The sequence below is a fragment of the Devosia sp. P2_G7 genome, from assembly GCF_056403495.1.
Map to the genome: position 1 here is coordinate 564990 of NZ_JBFUFI010000001.1, position 21295 is coordinate 586284.

Annotated in this window: 23 protein-coding genes; 17 read left to right on the forward strand and 6 right to left on the reverse strand. The window is 65.6% G+C overall.

Annotated elements, in window-relative coordinates:
• The first annotated feature begins 24 nt into the window (after positions 1-24).
• From AC1DWU_RS02915 to AC1DWU_RS02975, 13 genes are all read left to right on the forward strand, one after another.
• Positions 25-726, forward strand: a complete 702-nt coding sequence (locus AC1DWU_RS02915; RefSeq protein WP_477148451.1) for a prolipoprotein diacylglyceryl transferase — start codon at positions 25-27, stop codon at positions 724-726.
• Complete coding sequence (locus AC1DWU_RS02920) at positions 710-2149, forward strand: radical SAM protein (RefSeq protein WP_477148452.1); 1440 nt, start codon at positions 710-712, stop codon at positions 2147-2149. Before AC1DWU_RS02915 ends, AC1DWU_RS02920 begins: the two co-directional genes overlap by 17 nt.
• Entirely contained in the window at positions 2146-2337 is a 192-nt protein-coding gene (locus AC1DWU_RS02925; protein WP_477148453.1) for a hypothetical protein, read from the forward strand. Before AC1DWU_RS02920 ends, AC1DWU_RS02925 begins: the two co-directional genes overlap by 4 nt.
• Before the next feature lie 272 nt (positions 2338-2609).
• Positions 2610-4424 carry a translational GTPase TypA gene (typA, locus tag AC1DWU_RS02930; RefSeq protein ID WP_477148454.1) on the forward strand — a complete coding sequence of 605 codons (1815 nt, stop codon included), beginning with the start codon at positions 2610-2612 and terminating at the stop codon, positions 4422-4424.
• Between the two features lie 152 nt (positions 4425-4576).
• Positions 4577-5191, forward strand: a complete 615-nt coding sequence (locus tag AC1DWU_RS02935) for a DedA family protein (protein ID WP_477148455.1) — start codon at positions 4577-4579, stop codon at positions 5189-5191.
• A 71-nt stretch (positions 5192-5262) separates the two neighbouring features.
• The gene (locus AC1DWU_RS02940; RefSeq protein ID WP_477148456.1) at positions 5263-5718 is read left to right on the forward strand and encodes a carboxymuconolactone decarboxylase family protein; all 456 of its coding nucleotides are present in this window, start codon (positions 5263-5265) and stop codon (positions 5716-5718) included.
• Between the two features lies 1 nt (position 5719).
• A complete protein-coding gene (locus AC1DWU_RS02945; protein ID WP_477148457.1) occupies positions 5720-6595 on the forward strand; it encodes a sigma-70 family RNA polymerase sigma factor in 876 nt (291 codons plus the stop codon).
• 96 nt (positions 6596-6691) lie between these two features.
• On the forward strand, positions 6692-6985 hold the full coding sequence (locus tag AC1DWU_RS02950; RefSeq protein ID WP_477148458.1) for a YggT family protein: 294 nt from the start codon (positions 6692-6694) through the stop codon (positions 6983-6985).
• Positions 6986-6989: 4 nt separating this feature from the next.
• A complete protein-coding gene (locus AC1DWU_RS02955; RefSeq protein ID WP_477148459.1) occupies positions 6990-7427 on the forward strand; it encodes a GNAT family N-acetyltransferase in 438 nt (145 codons plus the stop codon).
• Positions 7424-7732 (forward strand): DUF167 family protein, encoded by a 309-nt coding sequence (locus AC1DWU_RS02960; protein WP_477148460.1) that lies wholly within the window; start codon positions 7424-7426, stop codon positions 7730-7732. Before AC1DWU_RS02955 ends, AC1DWU_RS02960 begins: the two co-directional genes overlap by 4 nt.
• Positions 7733-7771: 39 nt before the next feature.
• A complete protein-coding gene (locus tag AC1DWU_RS02965) occupies positions 7772-8350 on the forward strand; it encodes a TetR/AcrR family transcriptional regulator (RefSeq protein ID WP_477148461.1) in 579 nt (192 codons plus the stop codon).
• A 49-nt stretch (positions 8351-8399) separates the two neighbouring features.
• Complete coding sequence (locus AC1DWU_RS02970; protein WP_477148462.1) at positions 8400-9179, forward strand: SDR family NAD(P)-dependent oxidoreductase; 780 nt, start codon at positions 8400-8402, stop codon at positions 9177-9179.
• Positions 9180-9458: 279 nt separating this feature from the next.
• Entirely contained in the window at positions 9459-11612 is a 2154-nt protein-coding gene (locus AC1DWU_RS02975; RefSeq protein WP_477148463.1) for a sodium-translocating pyrophosphatase, read from the forward strand.
• Positions 11613-11693: 81 nt separating this feature from the next.
• Here AC1DWU_RS02975 and AC1DWU_RS02980 read toward each other — a convergent pair whose 3' ends face one another.
• The 3 genes from AC1DWU_RS02980 to AC1DWU_RS02990 all read right to left on the reverse strand — a co-directional run bounded on the left by AC1DWU_RS02980 (position 11694) and on the right by AC1DWU_RS02990 (position 13725).
• Positions 11694-12407, reverse strand: a complete 714-nt coding sequence (locus AC1DWU_RS02980) for an AbiU2 domain-containing protein (protein WP_477148464.1) — start codon at positions 12405-12407, stop codon at positions 11694-11696.
• Positions 12408-12426: 19 nt separating this feature from the next.
• Positions 12427-12816: a YciI family protein gene (locus tag AC1DWU_RS02985; RefSeq protein WP_477148465.1), complete on the reverse strand. Its 390-nt coding sequence runs from the start codon at positions 12814-12816 to the stop codon at positions 12427-12429.
• An 84-nt stretch (positions 12817-12900) separates the two neighbouring features.
• Positions 12901-13725, reverse strand: a complete 825-nt coding sequence (locus AC1DWU_RS02990; RefSeq protein WP_477148466.1) for a polysaccharide deacetylase family protein — start codon at positions 13723-13725, stop codon at positions 12901-12903.
• A gap of 78 nt (positions 13726-13803) precedes the next feature.
• On the opposite strand from AC1DWU_RS02990, the gene AC1DWU_RS02995 reads away from it, so the two are divergent.
• Together AC1DWU_RS02995 and AC1DWU_RS03000 are read left to right on the forward strand one after the other, a co-directional pair.
• Positions 13804-14454: an NAD(P)-binding oxidoreductase gene (locus tag AC1DWU_RS02995; RefSeq protein WP_477148467.1), complete on the forward strand. Its 651-nt coding sequence runs from the start codon at positions 13804-13806 to the stop codon at positions 14452-14454.
• Positions 14454-15200 carry an aminoglycoside phosphotransferase family protein gene (locus AC1DWU_RS03000; RefSeq protein WP_477148468.1) on the forward strand — a complete coding sequence of 249 codons (747 nt, stop codon included), beginning with the start codon at positions 14454-14456 and terminating at the stop codon, positions 15198-15200. The genes AC1DWU_RS02995 and AC1DWU_RS03000 overlap by 1 nt, the downstream gene beginning before the upstream one ends.
• 3 nt (positions 15201-15203) lie before the next feature.
• Here the strand turns inward: AC1DWU_RS03000 and AC1DWU_RS03005 are convergent, their stop codons facing one another.
• Complete coding sequence (locus AC1DWU_RS03005; protein WP_477148469.1) at positions 15204-16169, reverse strand: NAD(P)-dependent alcohol dehydrogenase; 966 nt, start codon at positions 16167-16169, stop codon at positions 15204-15206.
• 141 nt (positions 16170-16310) lie between these two features.
• On the opposite strand from AC1DWU_RS03005, the gene dinB reads away from it, so the two are divergent.
• A complete protein-coding gene (gene dinB / locus AC1DWU_RS03010) occupies positions 16311-17555 on the forward strand; it encodes a DNA polymerase IV (protein ID WP_477148470.1) in 1245 nt (414 codons plus the stop codon).
• Between the two features lie 4 nt (positions 17556-17559).
• Here dinB and AC1DWU_RS03015 read toward each other — a convergent pair whose 3' ends face one another.
• Positions 17560-18255 carry an RNA polymerase sigma factor gene (locus AC1DWU_RS03015; RefSeq protein ID WP_477148471.1) on the reverse strand — a complete coding sequence of 232 codons (696 nt, stop codon included), beginning with the start codon at positions 18253-18255 and terminating at the stop codon, positions 17560-17562.
• A 116-nt stretch (positions 18256-18371) separates the two neighbouring features.
• Positions 18372-19199 (reverse strand): lysophospholipase, encoded by an 828-nt coding sequence (locus AC1DWU_RS03020; RefSeq protein WP_477148472.1) that lies wholly within the window; start codon positions 19197-19199, stop codon positions 18372-18374.
• 533 nt (positions 19200-19732) lie between these two features.
• On the opposite strand from AC1DWU_RS03020, the gene AC1DWU_RS03025 reads away from it, so the two are divergent.
• The gene (locus AC1DWU_RS03025; RefSeq protein ID WP_477148473.1) at positions 19733-21235 is read left to right on the forward strand and encodes an MDR family MFS transporter; all 1503 of its coding nucleotides are present in this window, start codon (positions 19733-19735) and stop codon (positions 21233-21235) included.
• The last annotated feature ends 60 nt before the right edge of the window (positions 21236-21295 follow it).

Consider the following 21295-nt stretch of genomic DNA (forward strand, 5'->3'; position numbering starts at 1 on the left):
GAGATCGAGGACCGGGGGGGTCGCATGGACGTCCACGCCGTCTTCGATGGACTAGCCTGGTTAGCCGCGGCGCTGGTTGCCTTCGCCCTCCGCCGCTTCATGCCCGGCGCCTTCCCTTCCGCTGGAAAAGTCGGCACGGGCTATCTCGCCGCCCTGGTCATCGGCGCCGCCTTGGGGGCCTACGCTCTCGGCAGCCTGAACCTCTGGCTTGCCGGTCTCCCCGGTTTCGCCCGCTCGATCGAGGGTGCCTTGGCCGGCGCCATTCTCGCGGTGGAGCTCTACAAGCTCCGCGTCGGCATGCGCGGCCGCACTGCTGCGCTCTACGCCGTGCCGGTCGCCATCGGCATCGCCGTCGGCCGGATCGGCTGCTACTTTGCGGGCCTCGACGATTTCACTTACGGCACTCCCACCGACTTGCCCTGGGCACATGACTTCGGTGACGGTATTCCGCGCCACCCGGTCCAGCTCTACGAGTCCGCGGCGCTCGCCCTGTTTGCGCTGGCCTACGGCATTGCCCTGATCCGCCGCGACGCTTGGGTGCTCCGCAACGGCTTTGCCCTGTTGGTCCTGCTCTACGGCCTGCAGCGGTTCGCGCTGGAGTTCCTCAAACCCTATCCAGCACTATTCGCCGGGCTCACGATATTTCAGATTGTGTGTGTCGGTCTCGTGTTCTACGCCTTGACAATATTATTGAGGGATAATCAGGCAAGTGCTCGACGCGTTTGAAGAACCGGCCCCGGTTCGAAAGATTAAACCCTACATCTTTTACGGCGAAACCACCTCGCTCTGTGCCGAGTGCCTGGCGCTCGTGCCGGCCAAGATCCAGTTCAGCGATGGCGCCGTCTGGTACGAGAAGCGCTGCCGCACCCATGGCGTGCAGAAGGTGCTGGTCTCGACCGATATCGAGTTCTTCAAGTGGCAGAAGGACTTCCTCAAGCCCGGCGACCGTCCGCTCGAGGTGCAGACCCACACCGATTACGGTTGCCCCTATGATTGCGGCCTCTGCCCAGATCACGAGCAGCATTCCTGCCTCGCCATCATCGAGATCAACCAGCACTGCAACCTCACCTGCCCCGTCTGCTTTGCCGGCTCCTCGCCGCAGCACACCGAGCACCTGCCCCTCGCCACGATCGAACGCATGATGGATGCGCTGGTCCGCAGCGAGGGCGAGCCGGATCTGCTCCAGATCTCGGGCGGCGGGCCCACCATCCGCCCCGACATCCTCGCCGTGATCGACGCCGCCCAGGCCCGCCCGATCCGCCACCTGATGATCAACACCAACGGCATCCGCATCGCCCAGGACCCGGCCTTCGTCGAGGCTCTGGCCGCGCGTAAAACCGGTCTCGAGATCTACCTGCAGTTCGACAGCCTCGAGCGCGACGCCCTGATGGACCTGCGCGGCGCCGACCTCCGCCGTATCCGCCAGCAGGCGCTGGAAGCGCTCGAGCACCACAACATCTCGACCACGCTGGTCGCGACGCTGAAGAAGGGCGTCAACGACCACGAAGTGCCAGGCATCATCGATCACGCGCTGGGCTGGCAATGCGTCCGCGGCGTCACCTTCCAGCCGATCCAGGATGCCGGCCGCAACGAGGGCTTCAGCCTCCGCGGTAATCGCCTCACCCTCTCCGAGGTGCGCCGCCGCATCGTCGACGAGCACGGCCTGTTCGGCGAAGCCGACATGATCCCGCTCCCCTGCAATCCAGACGCCATCACCATCGGCTATGGCTTGCGCAACGGCCGCACCGTCGCCCCCGTCACCTCGATGATCCCGCGCGACATGCTGCTCGATTCCGTGCCCAACTCTGTCACCTTCGAGCGCTACCCTGAATTGAAGCGCCGTATCTTCGATCTGTTCTCGCTGTCGGTCGGCGAGGGCACCATCACCGAAAAGATGACGGCGCTGCTCTGCTGCCTGCCCGAAGTGCCAGTGCCTCAGGGCCTCGACTACTCCTCGGTGTTCCGCGTCGCCGTCATCAACTTCATGGATCGCCACAACTTCTCGGTGCCCGCTGCCAAGCGCAGCTGCATCCACTTCGTCACCCCGAACGGCCAGATCATCCCGTTCGAGACCTACAACTTGTTCTATCGCAACGGCGAAATCGGCCCGATCCGTGAGCGGCTGGATCGGCAACGGGCCATCGCATGATCGGGCGCATTCTCGCCGTCATCGCTGGATTGCTCCTGCTACTGCCGGGGCTGTGCACGCTCGGGTTCGGCCTGATGTTTGCTTCTAACGGCTTTTCCGCAATCGCCATGTGGATCTGGTGGTTCATCATAGGCGGGGCCTTCACCTGGGGCGGCATCGCAATACTGATGGCGACCTTCAGGCGCTAGTTGCGGCCCGCCGCTGAGCACCTGCCAGATATTTCGCGTCCGATGTCGATCGGCCCCTCGTCCATCCGTCATGTCGGTGCGGGGGCACGCTCGATGCGTCGCCGCTGCGTTGGGTGGGGCGTCCCCGCAGTTTTCGCGCTGGGGTAACGGGGGCGTCTCACCGCTCCCGCGAGATGCCGCAACCCTCCCATTCCGCGAATTGTCTTGAGAATGTGACCCTTGTCCGATATGGGGCGCGGCTAATCTCCGGAAAATCTGATCGGCCGCCCCTCATGTCTTTGCGTAACATCGCAATCATTGCTCACGTTGACCATGGCAAGACCACCATGATCGACGTTCTCCTCAAGCAGTCCGGCTCGTTCCGCGACAACCAGCGCGTCGAAGAGCGCGCCATGGATAGCAATGATCTCGAGCGCGAGCGCGGCATCACCATTCTGGCCAAGGTCACCTCGCTGGTCTGGAAAGACACGCGCATCAACATCGTCGATACCCCCGGCCACGCCGACTTCGGCGGCGAGGTGGAGCGCATCCTGTCGATGGTCGATGGCGTGGTGATCCTCGTCGACGCCGCCGAAGGCCCGATGCCGCAGACCAAGTTCGTGCTCGGCAAGGCCCTGGCCCAGGGCCTCCGCCCCATCGTCGCGATCAACAAGATCGACCGCCCCGACGAGCGCCATCTCGAAGTGCTCGAAGAGATCTTCGACCTCTTCATCGCCCTCGACGCGACCCCCGAGCAGCTCGATTTCCCGGTCCTCTACGGCGCCGCCAAGCTCGGCTGGATGTCCGACAAGCCGGAAGGCCCCAAGGACTCGCTCGCCCCGCTGCTCGACAAGGTGCTCGAGTATGTACCCGAGCCCAAGGTCGAAACCGGCCCGTTCCGCATGCTGGTCACCACCATCGAGCGCAACCCGTTCCTCGGCCGCATCCTCACCGGCCGCATTACCTCCGGTACGGTCAAGGCCGGCGACGCCATCCATTCGCTCGGCCGTGACGGCAAGGAAGTGGAAAAGGGCCGCGTCAGTAAGGTTCTCGCTTTCCGCGGCCTCGAGCGCACCCCGATTGATCTCGCCGAAGCCGGCGATATCGTCGCCATTGCCGGCCTCGAGACCTCGACCGTCGCCGACACCCTGGCGGTCCCCTCTGTCAATGAGCCGCTGCCGTCGAAGCCCATCGATCCGCCGACCCTGTCGGTCACCTTCCGCATCAATGACGGCCCGCTGGCCGGCCGCGAGGGCGACAAGGTGCAATCCCGCGTCATCCGCGAGCGCCTGATGCGCGAAGCCGAGGGCAACGTCGCCATCCGCGTCACCGAGGGCGAGGACAACGACTCGTTCGACGTCGCCGGCCGCGGCGAATTGCAGCTCGCCGTGCTGATCGAAAACATGCGCCGCGAGGGCTTCGAGCTCACCATCGGCCGCCCGCGCGTCGTTATCCGCGAGGAGAACGGCCAGAAGCTCGAGCCGATCGAGGAAGTCATCATCGACGTCGATGACGAGCACACCGGCGTGGTCGTGCAGAAGCTCACCGAGCGCAAGGGCGACCTCGTCGACATGCGTCCCTCGGGCGTCGGCCGCACGCGCCTCCGCTTCTACGTTCCGACCCGCTCGCTCATCGGCTACCAGCCCGAGCTGCTGTCGGATACCCGCGGCACCGCCATCTTCAACCGCCTGTTCCACGAGTACCAGCCGTTCAAGGGCGCCCTCCCGGGCCGCCGCACCGGCGTGCTGATCTCGAATGGCACCGGCCAGGCCGTGACCTATGCGCTGTGGAACCTCGAAGAGCGCGGCCCGATCATGATCGATGCCGGCGTCGACATCTACGAGGGCATGATCATCGGCGAGCACGCCCGTGAGAACGACCTCGAAGTCAACGCGCTCAAGGGCAAGCAGCTGACCAACATCCGTACCACGTCGAAGGACGAGGCGGTCCGCCTGACCCCGCCCAAGAAGCTCACACTCGAGCAGTCGCTCGGCTACATCGCCGACGACGAGTACGTGGAAGTGACGCCCAAATCCATTCGCCTGCGCAAGATCTGGCTCGACCCGAACGACCGCAAGCGCATGATGCGCGCCGCCAAGGCGAGCTAATCACCGGCGTCGGTCTCCGGCACCAGACAGAACTGAAGATCCCCGCGACGAGCGGGGATTTTCGTTTTTGAGCCTCGAAACAGCGTTTCCGCTTTCGCGGCACTGACCCTGTGGGCTACTGAACGCCGGAAACGACGGAGCAGCGAACACGCATGGCCACCTGGATCACCCAGATCATCACCGACCTCGGCTATGTCGGGATCGCCTTGCTGATGCTGCTCGAGGCAGTGTTCCCGCCGATCCCCTCCGAGCTGATCGTGCCGTTCGCCGGTTTCGCCGCCGGTCAGGGCACACTCAACTTCTTCGGCGTGATCCTCGCCGCCACCATCGGTTCGCTGATCGGCATGCTGCCCTGGTACTTCGTCGGCCGCCTGTTCGGCCTCGAGCGCGTGAAATGGCTCGCCGACCACATCGGCCGCTGGTTCGCCTTCAATGCCGACGAGATCGACTACGCCGCCCGCATCTTCGACCGCTGGGGCCGACCCATCGTTCTCGTCGGGCGGCTGTTCCCGATCCTCCGTACCCTGATCTCGGTCCCCGCCGGCCTTGCGAAGATGAACTTCCCCACCTTCGCGTTGTTCTCGGCCATCGGCATGCTGATCTGGAACACCGTGCTGGTCAGCGCCGGCTACCTCCTCCACGAGCACTATCACCTGGTCGAAAGCTGGCTCGACCCGCTGACCTGGCTGGTCCTCATCGCCGTCGTCGGCCTCTACATTTTCCGCCTCTTTACCTGGCGTCCGAGCCGCGCCGGCGAAAAAAACTGAGCCCCATGTCACATCGGTAGGGCCCCCGGTCGTCTTGTTGTCGTGATCATCGAAATGACATGGAGACAATGATGACTAAGCGCACCAACCCCTATGCCCGGATGGACCTCATCCAGCCGCTGATCGACTACAGCCACGGCGTTCCCGATGTCGGGCTCGAGCCGGCGATCGCCCATCTCGTCAAGATCCGCGCGAGCCAGATCAACGGCTGCGCCGTGTGCCTCGTGATGCACAGCCAGGAGGCCCGCCAGGACGGCGAGACCGAGATGCGCATCTACCTGCTCGACGCCTGGAGGGAAGCCCCCCACTTCACGCCCCGCGAGCGGGCCGCCCTCGCCTGGACCGAAGCGCTGACCAGGCTCGATCATACGTCCGAGGCGGCCTACGAGCTGCTGTCGGCCGAGTTCAGCGAGGCCGAACAGATCGTCCTCACCCTGATGATCGGCAACATCAATACCTGGAACCGCATCAATGCCGGCTTCCAGGTGAACCCGCCGCGTTCGGCGGTCATCAAGGTGGCTGCGTAACATGGATGCCGGGCGGGCCGATGCGGCCATCAGCTTCGAACCTCATCGGCCCCGCCTCACCCGCGTCGCCTACCGCATGCTCGGCTCGGTTGCCGATGCCGAGGATGTGGTGCAGGACGCGTTCCTGCGCTGGCACACCACCGATCGCTCCGAGGTCGACAACGCGGAAGCCTTCCTCGTCCGCGTCGTCACCCGGCTCTGCCTCGATGTGCTGAAGTCGTCCCGCCGCAAGCGCGAGACCTATATCGGCCCCTGGCTCCCCGAGCCGGTGGTCGATACCGAGGCCGACCTCGCCGAAGACGTGACCCTGCCTTTGCTGCTGGCACTCGAACGGCTCTCCCCACTTGAGCGCGCCGCCTTCCTCCTCCACGACGTCTTCGGCATGGAGTTCGAGGAAGTCGCCGGTGCCATCGGCCGCGAGCCCGCCGCCTGCAGGCAGCTCGCCGCCCGCGCCCGCCAGCACGTCCACGATGCCCGCCCGCGCTTCGCAGTCGACCAGCGCCGCGGCATGGAGATGGCCGAGGCCTTTTTTGCTGCCTCGCAGACCGGCGACATGGCGACGCTCAAATCCATGCTCGCAGCCGACATCACGGTCACCGCCGATGGCGGCGGCAAGCGGCCGGCCGGTCCGGTTCCGATCGTCGGCCTCGACGACGTGCTGCAGCTGATGGCGCGGATGGCTCGGCTGTTCGCCCGCGCTCCGTCCCAGCTCGTCCGCGTGGCGATGATCAACGGCCTGCCCGGCTACGTCACGCTCGAAGCCGATGGCGAACTGCAGACCACCGCGCTCGAGATCGTCGATGGCAAGATCGTCGGCCTCTACATCATGCGCAATCCGGACAAGCTCGGCCATATCGAGGGCGCGGCGCTCCACTAGGCGCCAACCCACCACACTCAAAGGCAAAATCGTCGCGCCCGCTTGCCGGGCGCGCCGTCGCCCCCTAAATAGGGCCGACACCTTGAGGGCCCGACGATGATCTTCGCCATTCTGCAGACGCTCAGCTTCATCCTGAACATCGTCTGGTGGATCTTCCTGATCATGATCATCATGAGCTGGCTGATCAGCTTCAACGTGATCAACACCCGCAACCAGTTCGTCAATTCCGTCTGGCGCGTGCTCAACCAGATCACCGAGCCGATCCTGAAGCCGATCCGCCGCATCATTCCGCCGGTCGGCGGGCTCGACCTGTCGCCGCTGATCGTCTTCGTCATCATCTTCTTCCTGCAGAACTGGATCGCGTCGATGGCGGTCGGCCGCTTCATCTAGCCAGATGCGGCCGCAGGGCTACGAAGTCTCCACCGATCCGGCCCGGATCGACCTCGACTACGTCCACCGCTACCTGAGCGAGCAGAGCTACTGGGCCGGCGCCATCCCGCGTGATGTCGTCGCCCGCTCGGTGGCCAATGCCCTGAGTTTCGGCCTCTACGGCCCCAGCGGTGCGCAGGTCGGTTTCGCCCGCGTCATCACCGACCGCGCCACCTTCGCCTGGCTCGCCGACGTGTTCATCGACCCAGGCCAGCAGGGTCTCGGCCTCGGCAAGGCGCTGATGGACGCGGTCGTCGCCCACCCCGATCTCCAGGGCCTCAGGCGCTTCATGCTGGTCACCGCCGACGCCCACGGCCTCTACGAGCGCTACGGCTTCGCGCCGATCGAGCGCCCGGAGCGGCTGATGGCGATCCTCCGCACCGACCTCTACCCCCGCTCGTGAGTTCCGCGGTCGAGCAGCTGCCCGACGGCGTCCGCGTCCGCCTCCGCGTCACCCCCAATGCCGGCGTCGACCGCGTCGAAGGCATCGAAACCCGTGACGACGGCACCACCGTCCTGCGAGTCCGCGTCAAGGCCGTCCCCGACAGGGGCAAGGCCAACGCCGCCGTCATCGCCCTCCTCGGCAAGACCCTCGGCATCCCGAAATCCGCGATCACCCTCGTCTCCGGCGATACCGCCCGCTTCAAGACCCTGCACATTGCCGGCGACCCCGCTGCCCTCGCCGCCGCCCTCGCAAAGCTTGGCTAGACATCTTACATTACGATCAGCATCAAACTGGAGCGTGCGATGAAGGTCACCCGCGAGCAGGCAGCGAAGAACCGTGCGCATGTGGTCGAGGTCGCCGGTACCGAATTCCGCAGGCACGGTTTTGACGGCATCGGCGTCGCCGACCTGATGAAGGCCGCCGGCCTGACCCATGGCGGCTTCTACAATAACTTCGCCAGCAAGGACGCCCTCGCAGCCGAAGCCGTCACCCGCGTCTTCGCCGAAACCACCGACCGGCTGCGCCAGGCCGCCGCATCCTCACCCGATCCGCTTGCTGCCATCGTGCGGCTCTATCTCTCCCCCGCACATCGCGACGCGACCGAGGCCGGCTGCGCCATCGCCGCCTTGTCGCAGGATGCCGCCCGCGGCAGCCCGGAACTGCGTGCCGCCTTTCAAGCCGGCATCGCCGGCTACCTCGACCTGATGGTCGAAGCCACCGGCGTCTCCCGCGCCCGCGCCATGGCGATCTACGCCAGCATGGTCGGCGCCCTGACGCTGTCGCGCACCGTCACCGACCCCACCCTCGCCGATGAATTCCTGACCGCCGCCACCGACAGCCTGCTCTCAAAAGAATCCACGACCGCACCCTTGTCACGATAAATTACGATCATCATGTAAATGACCTGTCGCCATTCACAGGAGATCGATCATGGCCGCACGTCCCGGAACCGCCCTCATCACCGGAGCCTCATCCGGCATCGGCGAAATCTACGCTGACCGCCTCGCCAAGCGCGGCTATGACCTCGTCCTTGTCGGGCGCAACTCCGAAAAGCTGCAGGCGCTCGCCGCCAGCCTGTCCACTGCCAACGGTGTCGTCGTCGACCGCATCGTCGCCGACCTCGGAGATGCCGCCGGCCTCGCCCGCGTCGAGCGCCGCCTCGACACCGACGCCTCGATCACCCTCCTCGTCAACTCCGCCGGCCTCATCGGCGGCGGCCCGCTCAGCGCCGGCAATCTCGACGATCTGACCAGCATGCTGACCGTCAACGTCGTCGCCCTCACTCGCCTCGCCTCAGTCGCGGCCAAGGCCTTCGCCACCCGTGGCAACGGCGCCATCGTCAATCTCGCCTCCGCCATGGCCTTCATCGACAATCCGGGGGCCGCCGCCTACGCCGCCTCCAAGGCTTATGTGCTCAACCTCTCGCTGTCGCTCGATCTCGATGTCAAAGCCAGGGGCGTTCAGGTCCAGGCCGTCCTCCCCGGCTACACCCGCACCCCGATGATATCAGGCGGCGCCGGCCTCCCCGACGAAGCGGTGATGGACGCCGACGCCATGGTCGATGCCGCCCTCGCTGGCCTCGACGCCGGCGAACTGGTCACCATCCCCTCGCTGGAATCCGTCGCCGCCTACGAGGCCTGGGCCGAAAAGCGCACCGCGCTCCAACCCCACCTGTCGCTCTCAAAGCCAGCCTCCCGCTACGCCGCCTAGCACCCCTTCCCTCTCCCCTTGAGGGAGAGAGTGCCTCGCAAAGCGAGGCGGGTGAGGGGCAGTCGCGATATCCGCCCCCTCATCCGTCTCGCTGCGCTCGCCACCTTCTCCCTCAAGGGGAGAAGGCAGACCGCCCCGCATCCCCTTGTCGCAAAGCCGTTGCACACCCTGCGGCGATTTGGCACAAGTTTGGCACGCATCGTCGGGGGGCGAGGAGGAGCGGTTCGCCGCTGCAACTACGGAGCGTTCCCCGGTGATCAGAACCGAGGGAACATTTCTATGACTCTATTGCTCTGGGCGATCGTCATATGCGGTCTGCTCTCCATCGTTTACGGCGTCGTCACGACGCAGGGCCTGTTGAAGGCCGATGCGGGTTCCGCCCGCATGCAGGAGATTTCCGCCGCAGTGCGTGAAGGCGCCTCCGCCTATCTCCGCCGCCAGTACACCACCATCGGCATCGTCGGCGTGGTCATCTTCATCCTCGCCTTCTTCCTGCTCGGCGCCTATGCCGCCGTCGGCTTCCTGATCGGCGCAGTGCTCTCGGGCGCCGCCGGCTTCATCGGCATGAACGTCTCGGTCCGCGCCAACGTGCGCGTCGCGCAGGCGGCAACCAAATCGCTCGCCGGCGGTCTCGACCTCGCCTTCAAGTCCGGCGCGGTCACGGGCCTGCTCGTCGCTGGCCTCGGCCTTCTCGGCGTGGCGCTCTACTTCATCGTCCTCACCCAGTTCCTCGGCAACGAGCCGACCAGCCGCGTCGTCATCGACTCCCTGGTGGCGCTCAGCTTCGGCGCTTCGCTGATCTCGATCTTCGCCCGTCTCGGCGGCGGTATCTTCACCAAGGGTGCGGATGTCGGCGGCGATATGGTGGGCAAGGTCGAAGCCGGCATCCCGGAAGATGATCCGCGCAACCCGGCCACCATTGCCGACAACGTGGGCGATAACGTCGGCGATTGCGCCGGCATGGCCGCCGACCTGTTCGAAACCTACGTGGTGACCATCGTCGCCACCATGGTGCTGGCCGCCATCGTCCTGCCCGACGCCTTCAAGCTCATGGGCATGGTGCTGCCGCTCGCCATCGGCGGCGCTTGCGTCATCACCTCGATCATCGGCACCTACTTCGTCAAGCTCGGCGCCTCCAACAACATCATGGGCGCCCTCTACAAGGGCATCATCGCCACCGGCGTCCTCTCGCTGATCGCGCTGCTCCCCGTGCTCTGGCTGGTGTTCGGCGATCTCAATGCCGCACTCGGCACCGCCGAAAAGGCCTTCACCCCGTGGCACCTGTTCTGGTGCGGTGTCGTCGGCCTCGCCATCACCGGCCTGATCATCGTCATCACCGAATACTACACCGGCACCGGCCGCCGCCCGGTCAACTCGATCGCCGAAGCCTCGGTCACCGGCCACGGCACCAACGTCATCCAGGGCCTCGCGGTCTCGCTCGAATCCACCGCGCTCCCGGCCATCGTCATCATCGCCGGCATCATCGTCACCTATAACCTGGCGGGCCTGTTCGGCATCGCCTTCGCCGTGGCAACCATGCTGGCGCTCGCCGGTATCGTCGTGGCCCTCGATGCCTTCGGTCCGGTCACCGACAATGCCGGCGGCATTGCCGAAATGGCCGGCCTCGACAAGGAAGTGCGTCACAACACCGACGCGCTCGACGCCGTCGGTAACACCACCAAGGCCGTCACCAAGGGCTACGCCATCGGTTCGGCCGGCCTCGGCGCCCTGGTGCTGTTCGCCGCCTATACGCAGGATCTGCAGTACTTCGTCGCCAACGCCGTCGAAGGCTCGTTCTTCTACGGCATGCAGGCGGTGAACTTCTCGCTCGCTAACCCCTACGTGGTGGTCGGCCTGCTGTTCGGCGGCCTCCTGCCGTTCCTCTTCGGCGGCATGGCGATGACTGCCGTCGGTCGCGCCGCGCAATCGGTGGTGGTGGAAGTCCGCCGCCAGTTCAAGGAAAAGCCGGGCATCATGGCCGGCACCGACAAACCTGACTACGGCAAGGCCGTCGACATGCTCACCAAGGCCGCGATCAAGGAAATGATCGTTCCCTCGCTGCTGCCGGTGCTGTCGCCGATCGTCGTCTTCGTCGTCATCTTCTGGATCGCCGGCCGCGACCAGGGCTTCGCCGCGCTCGGCGCCATGCTGATGGGCGTCATCGTCACCGGCCTCTTCGTCGCCATCTCGATGACCGCCGGCGGCGGGGCCTGGGACAACGCTAAGAAGAGCTTCGAAGACGGCTTCACCGACAGCCACGGCGTCAAGCACTTCAAAGGCTCCGACGCCCACAAAGCCTCCGTCACCGGCGACACCGTCGGCGACCCCTACAAGGACACGGCTGGTCCCGCAGTGAACCCGATGATCAAGATCACGAACATCGTGGCGCTCCTGCTGCTGGCGGTGCTGGCCCATATGGGTGGGGTGGCGTAAGCCTCTCTCCTGATGCGAAATGCAGGAGGCCCGGGGAGACCCGGGCCTTCTTATTTCGGGCGATCGCTCGGCACCGATGGGTCATCGGCCGGGTATTTTGAACGTGCAGTTCCACCACAACTCTTCCGCGTGGCGACCATGCATGGCTCGATTCTCCTCTAGATCGAAGTTCGTACCCGACACTCGCAGGTAGAGACCCTCAATGATCTCAACGGTCTCTTGGAGCAGCTTCTGCTCATCGCCATACTTGGCGGCCCTTATCGGAGATCCCTTGGATTCCGCTACGGTAGCGTCGAGGGCATGAGCCAGATACTTGTCTCTGAGGTTCTTTAGGGCCCGGAACTCTTCCGACGAAACTACCTGCGGAATCTTGATCCTTAGCAAGTTCAGGTCTTTCCGGGTCTTCGCTTCTTCCCCCTCGCCGAAGCTCGGCTGGTGGGGCCAGAATGACCCGGCCTCTCTCGCCAAGATGTCCACCACCCCGTCGTCGTCGATCAGTTGGTGTACTATCCTTATGCTGTTCTGCGTCAGCTTCTCGTCAGGGGTATCCCAAAGCGCGAAGAGCTGCACGACCTCCTGTGCATGCATCGCGCGTTGGAAAATATTGAACGCATTTGCAGCGAGAGAGCGGGGTATCTGACCGGACAGAAGCGGTGAGTAGACGATCAGTTTGTTCTGTTCAGACAACGCCAGCAGAGCACTAATGCGATCTACTACCTTGCGGATCTTGATCCTAGCTAGGTCAGCGCGCTCGGCCGGCGCCATGTTTGCGATCGGCTTTGCTGCTCTGTTCAATTGCTATGCATGGTCAGATTCAACTGACCACCCCCGGCCGCCCCAACCGCGTCACACTATCCACCTGCTCCAGCACCGGCCGCACTTCCACGCTCGCGACGCGCATGATCGGGCTCGTCTTCGCCAGTGCGATCGCCTCGTCGATATCAGCCGCCTCGATCATGAAGAACCCGCCCAGGTGCTCCTTGGCCTCGACGAACGGCCCGTCGGTGCGGGAGAGCTTGCCCGCCCGCTGCCGCACCGTCACCGCCGTCCCCGGCGCCTCCAGCGGCTGCGCCAGGATCAGCTTGCCGCTGTTCCTCAGGCCCCAGTCGAACGCAATCGAGTCGTCGGCCAGTTGCCGCCCCTCGGCCTCACTCAGCGCCCCGATGGCCACACTGTCGATATAGACGAGACAAACGAACTTCATTTTTCGATCCCTCCGGATTTACGAGGCTAGTCGAACCCGCGCCCGCCAATTCGACATCGCGAATCCGCATCGGAGAAAATCGATCTACCGGCCCCGCATCCGCTCGCGGAACCCGCGCATCCCCACCAGCTCCAGCCCGAGCTCGGCATACATCGGCTCCACCGCGCCCGAACGGAACAGCTCGTACTCGGCGAGCCGCAGCGGCGCGTCGTCCGAGATCATCGCGACGTCACCGGGCCGGGTGAAATGGAACGCCCCCCAGTTGAGCCCCGGCCGCGCGCCGTCGAGGATTCCGCGATAGTCCGCCGCCGTCGGGCTGAGATTGCCGAACGGCGTCGACACCACCCCGTCGAACACCGGGTTGCCCCGGCCCTGAGCCCGCTCCGTCGCGCGATTCAGCGCCGCCGAAGGCTCCACCCAGCTATCCGTTGGCCCCGGCAGGAAGATCGGCAACCGGTAGTCCGCCCCCAGCCGCTCGTAGATCTCGACGAACTCGGGCAACCACACCGTGCCCATATGCGCATCGAGATGCGTCACATCGATGCCCGCGTCGAGCGCCGCATCGATATGCGCCCGGAGCTCGCGCTCCACCGCCGCCACATCGGCGCCCCGCGTGTCCGCCACCCGGCGCCACATAAAACCCTCGGCGTCGCACATGCCATTGTCCGCCGTGCCGGTCATCGGCCGCCAGCGAAAGCGGTCGAACTCGGCGGTCAGCGTCAGGTGCACCCCGATATCGAGCTCGGAATTCTCCCGCGCCAACTGCGCCATATGCGGAAACCACGGGCAAGGCACCATCACCGAGCCGCAAGTGACCACGCCCTGCTCGCAAAGCTCGAGAAACGCCATGTTGGCGCTCCAGCTCGCCCCCAGATCGTCGTGGTGCACCACCACCTGCCGTCCAGTCATCGAATCATCTCCCTTACTCCTAGCGAGCTTGCCCTATCGCCTCACCTGCGGCACCCTTTCCGGAACTGAGGTATCCCAATGCGCATCATCGTCATCGGCGGCCACGGCCGCACCGGCATCCTGATCGTTGAAAAGCTCATCGCGGCCAGGCACGCCGTCGTCGCCACTATTCGCAACCCCCGGCACATGGCCGATATGGTGAAGCTCGGCGCCGAAACCGTGCTGCTCGATCTCGATAAATCGCCCTTCGACGACATCGTTTTCGCCATGAAGGATGCCGATGCCGTGGTGTTCGCGGCCGGGTCCGGCGCCGGCGAAAGCAGCGCCCTCGACCGCACGGGCACGCTGCGCACCGTCCGCGCTGCCGAAAAGACGGGCGTGAAGCGCTACGTCTCGATCTCTTCCATCGGCGCCAGCACCGGGCTTTCCACCCGTTCGATGAACGATGAGATGAAGGACTATTACAAGCAGAAGCGCGCCGCGGCCAAGCACATCACCAGCTCCAGCCTCGATTGGACCATCCTCGAGCCGGGCGAGCTCACCGATGGCGGCGGCACCGGCAAGGTGGTGCTGAGCCAGGAGGCGATCAACGAGGAGTCGGTCCCGCGCGAGGACGTCGCCGCGGTGGTGGTCGCCCTGCTCGAAGAGCCCAAGTCGATCGGCAAGGTCTTCCAGCTCACCCGCGGGAAGGACACGATTGCCACCGCCCTCAAGGCCGCGCTCAGCTGATGACCCGCCCCGAAATCGGCCACCTGCTCGGCTCCGGCAAGGTGGCCGAAGCCTTCCACTACGGCGAGCACGTGCTGAAGCTCTATCGTGACCCTGCCGCCCGCGCCGTCGCCTTCAGCGAGGCTGCCATCCTCGCCGTCGTCGCCGATCACGGCCTGCCCACCCCGCAGGTTTTCGAAGCCGGCAAGTTCGCCGGCCGCTGGGGCCTCGTCATGTCCCGCGCCACCGGCCAGCCGCTGGCGACCCTCGCCACCGCCGATCCCACGCAGATCCCCGCCGCGCTCGAAGCCATGGTGCAGCTACACCTAGCCATGCACGCCCGCGAGGAAACGCGCCTGTCGCCGCTGAAGCCTCGCCTGGCGCACCGCATCGCCCATGTGCCCCAGCTCGACGAAGCGCTGCGCACAAAACAGCTCGTCGACCTGGCCTGCTTGCCCGATGGCAACCGCCTCTGCCACGGCGATTTCCACCCGTTCAACATCATCGGCACGCCCGGCGCCGCCATCATCGTCGATTGGCCCGACGCCACCTCCGGCCCACCCGCCGCCGACGTCGCCCGCTCCTACGTGCTGATGCTGCACGGCGCCGGCCCCGACCTCGCCAACGCCTATCTCGAGCGCTACCTGGCCCTCGGCCCCCTTACCGCCCCCGAAATCCGCGCCTGGCTCCCCATCATCGCCGCAGCCCGCCTTTCGGAGAACGTCCCGGAAGAAACCGACCGCCTGCTGGCCCTGGCGGGGGGCTGACAGCTACGGCGCCACCACCAGCTTCCCCAGCGCCCGCCCGTCGCCGATCCGCTGAAACGCCTCTGCAGCCTGTTCCAGCGGATACACCCGCTCCACCGCCGGCACGATCGTCCCCGCTGCCACCAGCGCCCCAAGCTCCGCCAGTTGCCCCACATCCGGCCGGTGCAGCAGCAGCCCCATCTGTTGCCCCTCCGGCTTCGATGTCATCGCCCCGGCCAGTGCCACCGTGAGGATCGTCGACGTCTTCCCACCCACCATCACGAACCGGCCCCGCGGACCCAGCGCCCGCCGGTAATGCGCCAGCGGCCGCGCCGCCACCATGTCGAGGATGAGGTCGTACTGCAGCCCCTCGGCAGTGAAGTCCGTCGCCGCATAGTCGATCACCCGGTCCGCCCCGACCGATCGCATCAGCTCCGCCTTCTCGGCCCGGTCCACCCCCGTCACCGCGGCCCCGGCACGCTTGGCCAGCTGGATCGCAAACGTCCCCGCCCCGCCTCCGCCGCCATTGATCAGCACCTTGTCGCCCGGCTGCACCTCGCCCTTCCAGCGCAACCCCTGCCACGCCAAGAGTCCCGCCTGCGGCGTTGCCGCCGCGGCCTCAAAACTCACTCCCGCGGGGATCGCCGCTAATGCAGCTTCAGGCGCCGCGACATACTCCGCGAACCCGCCCCAGCTCGCCCCGCTGAGATCGCCGAACACCGCATCGCCCACCGCGAACCGCGTTACCCCCTCGCCTGCCGCCTCGACCACGCCCGCCACATCCGCCCCAAGGATCGGGTACGGCGGCCGCAGCAGCCCGCCGAGCCGCACCAGGAACGGCTGGCCCCGCAGCAGGTCCCAATCCCAAGAATTGAGCGACGCCGCCTTCACCCGGATCAGCACCTCGCCCGCCTTCGGCACCGGCCGTGCCACCTCCGTCAGCCGCAACTCCTCCGGCATCCCGTAAGCCGAATAGACCACTGCCCGCATCGCACCCTCCAGATCCCCAGCAGCAGACCTAGGCGGCACACCTGTCGATAGCAAGACAAGCCCCCGGCAGCCGCAAACTCAGCTTGACAAGCCCCACCCTTCGTTCACTTTATGTTCTCAACGCCGCCACGGAGAACCCGGATGGAGCCCGCCACCATCCTGCATGCCGATCTCGATGCCTTCTACGCCTCGGTCGAGCAGCTGCTGAACCCCGAGCTGCGCGGCAAACCGATCGCCGTCGGCGGTGGCGTAGTGCTCGCTGCCTCGTACGAGGCCAAGGCCTTCGGCGTCCACGGCGGCATGTCCGGCTGGGCCGCGAAGGAACTCTGCCCCGAACTGATCTTCACTGGCGGCCATTTCGAGGAATACCAACAGCTCGGTGACGCCGCCATCGCCGTGCTCTCCGACTACACCCCGCTGGTCGAACGTATCTCCATCGACGAAGCCTTCGCCGATGTCGCCGGCTGCGAACACCTGTTCGGCTCGCCCGAAACCATCGCCCAGACCATCCGCACCCGCGTCCGCGCCGAGCTCGGCCTCCCCATCTCCGTCGGCGTCGCGCGGACCAAGCATCTCGCCAAGATCGCCTCGCAGGTCGCCAAGCCCGATGGCCTCGTCGTCGTCGACCCGGTCCGCGAACTCGAATTCCTCCATCATCTGCCGGTCGGGCTGATGTGGGGCGTCGGCCCGGTCACCGAAGGCAAGCTCGAAGACGAGGGCATCCTCACCATCGGCCAGCTCGCCGAAAAGCACGTCGAATGGGTGCAGGCTCTGCTCGGCCGCGCCACCGGCGAAAAGCTCAGCGCCCTGAGCTGGAACCGCGACCCGCGCGCCATCGTCACCAATCAGCGCGCCCGCTCGGCCGGCGCTCAATCCGCCCTCGGCAAAAAGCCTTTCATCGAGCGTATCTACCGCCCGACGCTGCACCACCTCGCCGATCGCATCGCCTCGCGCTTGCGGGTCAAATCCTGGCACGGCCACACCATCACCCTGCGCGTCCGCTTCCGCGACATGCGCGCCGTCACCCGCTCGATCACCATCGATAGCCCCATCGCCGCCACTGTCAGCCTCGCTGAGATCGCCGAAGACCTGGTGCGCGTCGTGCAGGCCGATCACCCCGACGAGCGCACCATCACGCTCCTCGCCATCTCGGTCTCGCACCTCGAGCGCAACCCGCTGGTCCAGCTCGAACTGCCGCTCGGCCTCGCCGACGAGCCCCGCCACCCCGGCACCCGTCGCGGCGCCTCCCGCCTCGTCGCCGATCGCGCCATGGATGCCGTCCGCACTCGCTTCGGCCGCGAAGCCATCGGCTACGGCTCCGCCACGCTCGAACTCGAGCGCTCCATCCCCGACGCCTTCCGCGGCCTCGCCGAAAAGCCGCTGTGACCGGTTAGGCCTGCCTGAGCTTCGCGATCACCCGGTCCGCCATGTTGGCGCAGCGCGCGCCGTCGAACGGATAGAGTTCGGCGAACGAGCCGCGCATCTGCTCTTCCAGCACCGCCCGCAACATCCGCCGCGCCCGGTGCAGCCGGGTCTTCACCGTTTCCGGCTTCAGCGTCAGCTGCTCCGCCGTCTCCTCGGTGCTCAGCCCCTCGACATCGCGCAGCACGAACACCGTGCGAAATCCCTCCGGCAGGCCATCGATGGCTGTTTCCAGTATCTGGCGCATTTCTGACCGTGCGGCCTCCGTATCAGCGGGGAGCGGAACCAGCGACAGCGGGAACAGCAACACCAGCCCGGCATCGGCGCTCACCGCCTGGTCCAGCGCTTCTAGATCGCTGTTCCTGCGCCGCCGTCGCAACCGGGACACCGCCTCGTTCAGCGCAATGCGGGTCAGCCAGGTGGAAAAGCTCGCCTCGCCGCGAAAGCTCGCCAGCGCCGTGAACGCCTTCACATAGGTTTCCTGCACCACGTCCTCGGCCTCGCCGTCATTGCGCAGCACGCTGCGCGCGGCCCGGAACAGCCGCTGGTTGTTGCGCTCGATCAGCGTGCGAATGGCGTTCTCGCCACCTTGTCGCGCCAGCTCGACCAGTTCTGCCTCGCTCAGCCCAGCCACGTCGCTCCGCTGCTTCAGCACTGTCAGCATCTCATCCTCCGTGCGGCATTGGAGTGTCCGCCTGCGCAAGAGGTTCCCGAACCCTACACCTGAAACGCAAAAGGCCGGAGCATCGCCCCGGCCTCCAACTCAACTGCGGCGCCGCCTCAAGCCCGCGCGTCGATCCAGCCGGTGATGTCGCCCATCACCTCTTCCTTGCCGAGGTCACTGAGCAGGTCGTGGAAGTGCCCCTCATAGAGCTTGAGGGTTTTGTCGGCCGAGCCGGCCGTGTCGTAGAACAGCTGGCTGCCGCTCGGCTTGGTCGCTTTGTCGAGCGTACCGTGGAGGATCAGCACCGGCAGGGTGATCAGCGGAAACTCCGCCTTCAGCCGCTCATCGGCCCGCACCATCTCCGCCACGGTCTTGGTCGGCTGAGTTTCATGGGCGATCAGCGGATCGGCATTCAGCGCCGCCACCACCGCCGGATCTCGCGAGAAATCCTCGTTGTTGAGCTTCAGCACCTGGGCGTGCGGCGCGATGTGGCTCAGCCCCTTCAGCACCGCGAGCGCGAAGTCCGGCGCCGGCACCTGATGCGCAAAACTCTCGCAGATCAGCCCAGCCAGCTCCGCTTGGTGCTCCAGCGTGTAGATGCACGACACCACGCCGCCGGCGCTGTGTCCGAGGAGGAACACTTTCAGCCCCGGCTCGCGCTGCTTGACGATCTTCATCAGCCCTTCGACATCGCCGACATAGTCGGCGAACTTGTCGACATAGAACCGTTCGCCATCCGATTTGCCGCGACCGCGCAGGTCGACGGCGTAGACCGCCAGCCCGTCTGCCACCAGTTGCTCGGCTGCCCAGCCATACTGGCCACCATGCGAGTTGAACCCGGGGACGATGACCACAATCGCCCGCGCTGCATTATCCGGACGCCACGAGCGATAGAAAATGCTCAGTCCGCCCCGACCTTCAAATTTCTCTTCCTTATAATGCATGTGCAATCTCCAGAAGTTGACGCTACCCACCGGTCCCACCCTGCGGGCGGAACTGTATCAGGCTTTCACGCCACTGCGACGCGCTCGTAACGGAGCACATCCATACGGGTCGGTGGGCTTCTGGAGGGATTTGGAGGTGGGCTGCCGCGTCCGGCAGACAGCAAAAAGGAGGTGGGCACTGCCCCCCTCCGTTATTGATATGTAGCGCACAAGGGGCTTGCTTCAAGACCCCCACCCTGCGTTAGGACAGCCGCAGTGCGAGCGGATCATCGGTTCCCACGGACGTCTTGCGTTGACTCTCGCTCCAACAACGCTTAAGTCACCGCTTAACTGATTTCGATACGGCCGCTGTCGATTCCACCGCACGTCACTCGTCGATCTGGTGAAAGCCAAGGAGATTTCCTCATGACCGCACCAGTAATTGCCGCCCCAATGCATCCGCGTTATGCGCCTTGGCGGCTGGCTCCAGCCGCCCCATCTGTGCCATCTACCGTCCCCTACTTTGATTCATTTTCTCGCAAGGCAGGCCGCAAATGACCTCCGACACCATCACCGATGTCCCGTCCGATGCCGCCGGGTTCGCGCCCGCCTCGGCTCCGATTGATTCCTCCACCGCCGCCCGCAACCGGCTGGTGATCGCGCTGCTGCTCGTCTCCACCTTCGTGGTGTTCCTCAACGAGACCATCATGAGCGTCGCCATCCAGCCGCTGATGACCGATCTCGGCGTCACCGCCAGCGCCGCCCAGTGGCTCACCGCCGCGTTCCTCCTCACGATGGCGGTGGTGATTCCCATCACCGGCTTCCTGCTGCAGCGCATCAACACCCGGCCGATCTACATGCTCGCCATGTCAATCTTCTCGGCCGGTACGCTGATCTGCGCCCTCTCGCCCGGCCTTGAGCTCCTGGTCTTCGGCCGCGTCATCCAGGCAACCGGCACCGCCATCATGATGCCGCTGCTGATGACCACGGTGATGACGCTGGTGCCTCCCGAATCCCGCGGCAAGACCATGGGCAACATCTCGATCGTCATGTCGGTGGCTCCGGCCATCGGCCCGACCATCGGCGGCTTCATCCTCACTCACTTCGAGTGGCGCTTCATGTTCATCCTGGTGCTGCCGATCGCGCTCGCCGCCCTGGCACTGGGCGCGTGGCGGATGAAGAACGTCTCGACCCCGCGTTCGACCCCGCTCGATTTCATCTCGGTGGTCCTTTCGGCGCTGGCATTCGGCGGCATCGTCTATGGCCTCTCGAGCTTCGGCGAGGCGTCGGCTGCCACTGGCGAGGGCAGCATGTCGCCGTGGATTCCGCTCGGCGTCGGTCTCGTCACCATGGTGCTGTTCGTGTGGCGCCAGCTCAGCCTGCAGGATAAGGCGCTGCTCGATCTCCGCGCCTTCGCCATCCGCAACTACACGTTGTCGGTGGTGATGATGGCCATCGCCATGATGGCGCTGTTCGGCGTCATCATCCTCCTGCCGCTGTTCCTGCAGAACGTCATCAAGCTCGATCCGCTGCAGATCGGCATGATGCTGCTGCCAGGCAGCTTGACGATGGGTCTGCTCGGCCCGGTGGTCGGCCGGCTCTACGACAAGTGGGGCACGACACGCCTACTGGTTCCCGGCTCGATCCTTGTCAGCGCCGTGCTCTGGGGCCTCACGCTGGTCGATCAGAACACCTCGATCTGGGTGATCCTCGCCGGCCACATCACGCTCTGCATCGGCCTCGCCATCATGTTCACACCGCTGTTCACCGCGTCGCTGAGCTCGCTCCCCATGCAGCTCTATTCGCATGGCTCGGCCATTCTCGGCTCGGTCCAGCAGGTCGCGGGTGCGGCGGGCGTCGCCCTGTTCGTGGCACTGATGACCATCCAGACCGCCGCGCTGACGGCCGCCGGCACCGAGCCGGTGACCGCGCTCGCCGCCGGCATCCGCACCGGGTTCCTCTGCGGCGCCGTCATCTCGACGTTCGCCATCGTTGCGGCCTTCTTCGTCAAGAAGCCGCCGGCGAACCCCGAAATGGCGGGCATGGGCGGCCACTAAGCCGCTCCTGCTTCACGTGAATCACTAATCCCTTCGGGCGCCGGACACCCCTCCGGCGCC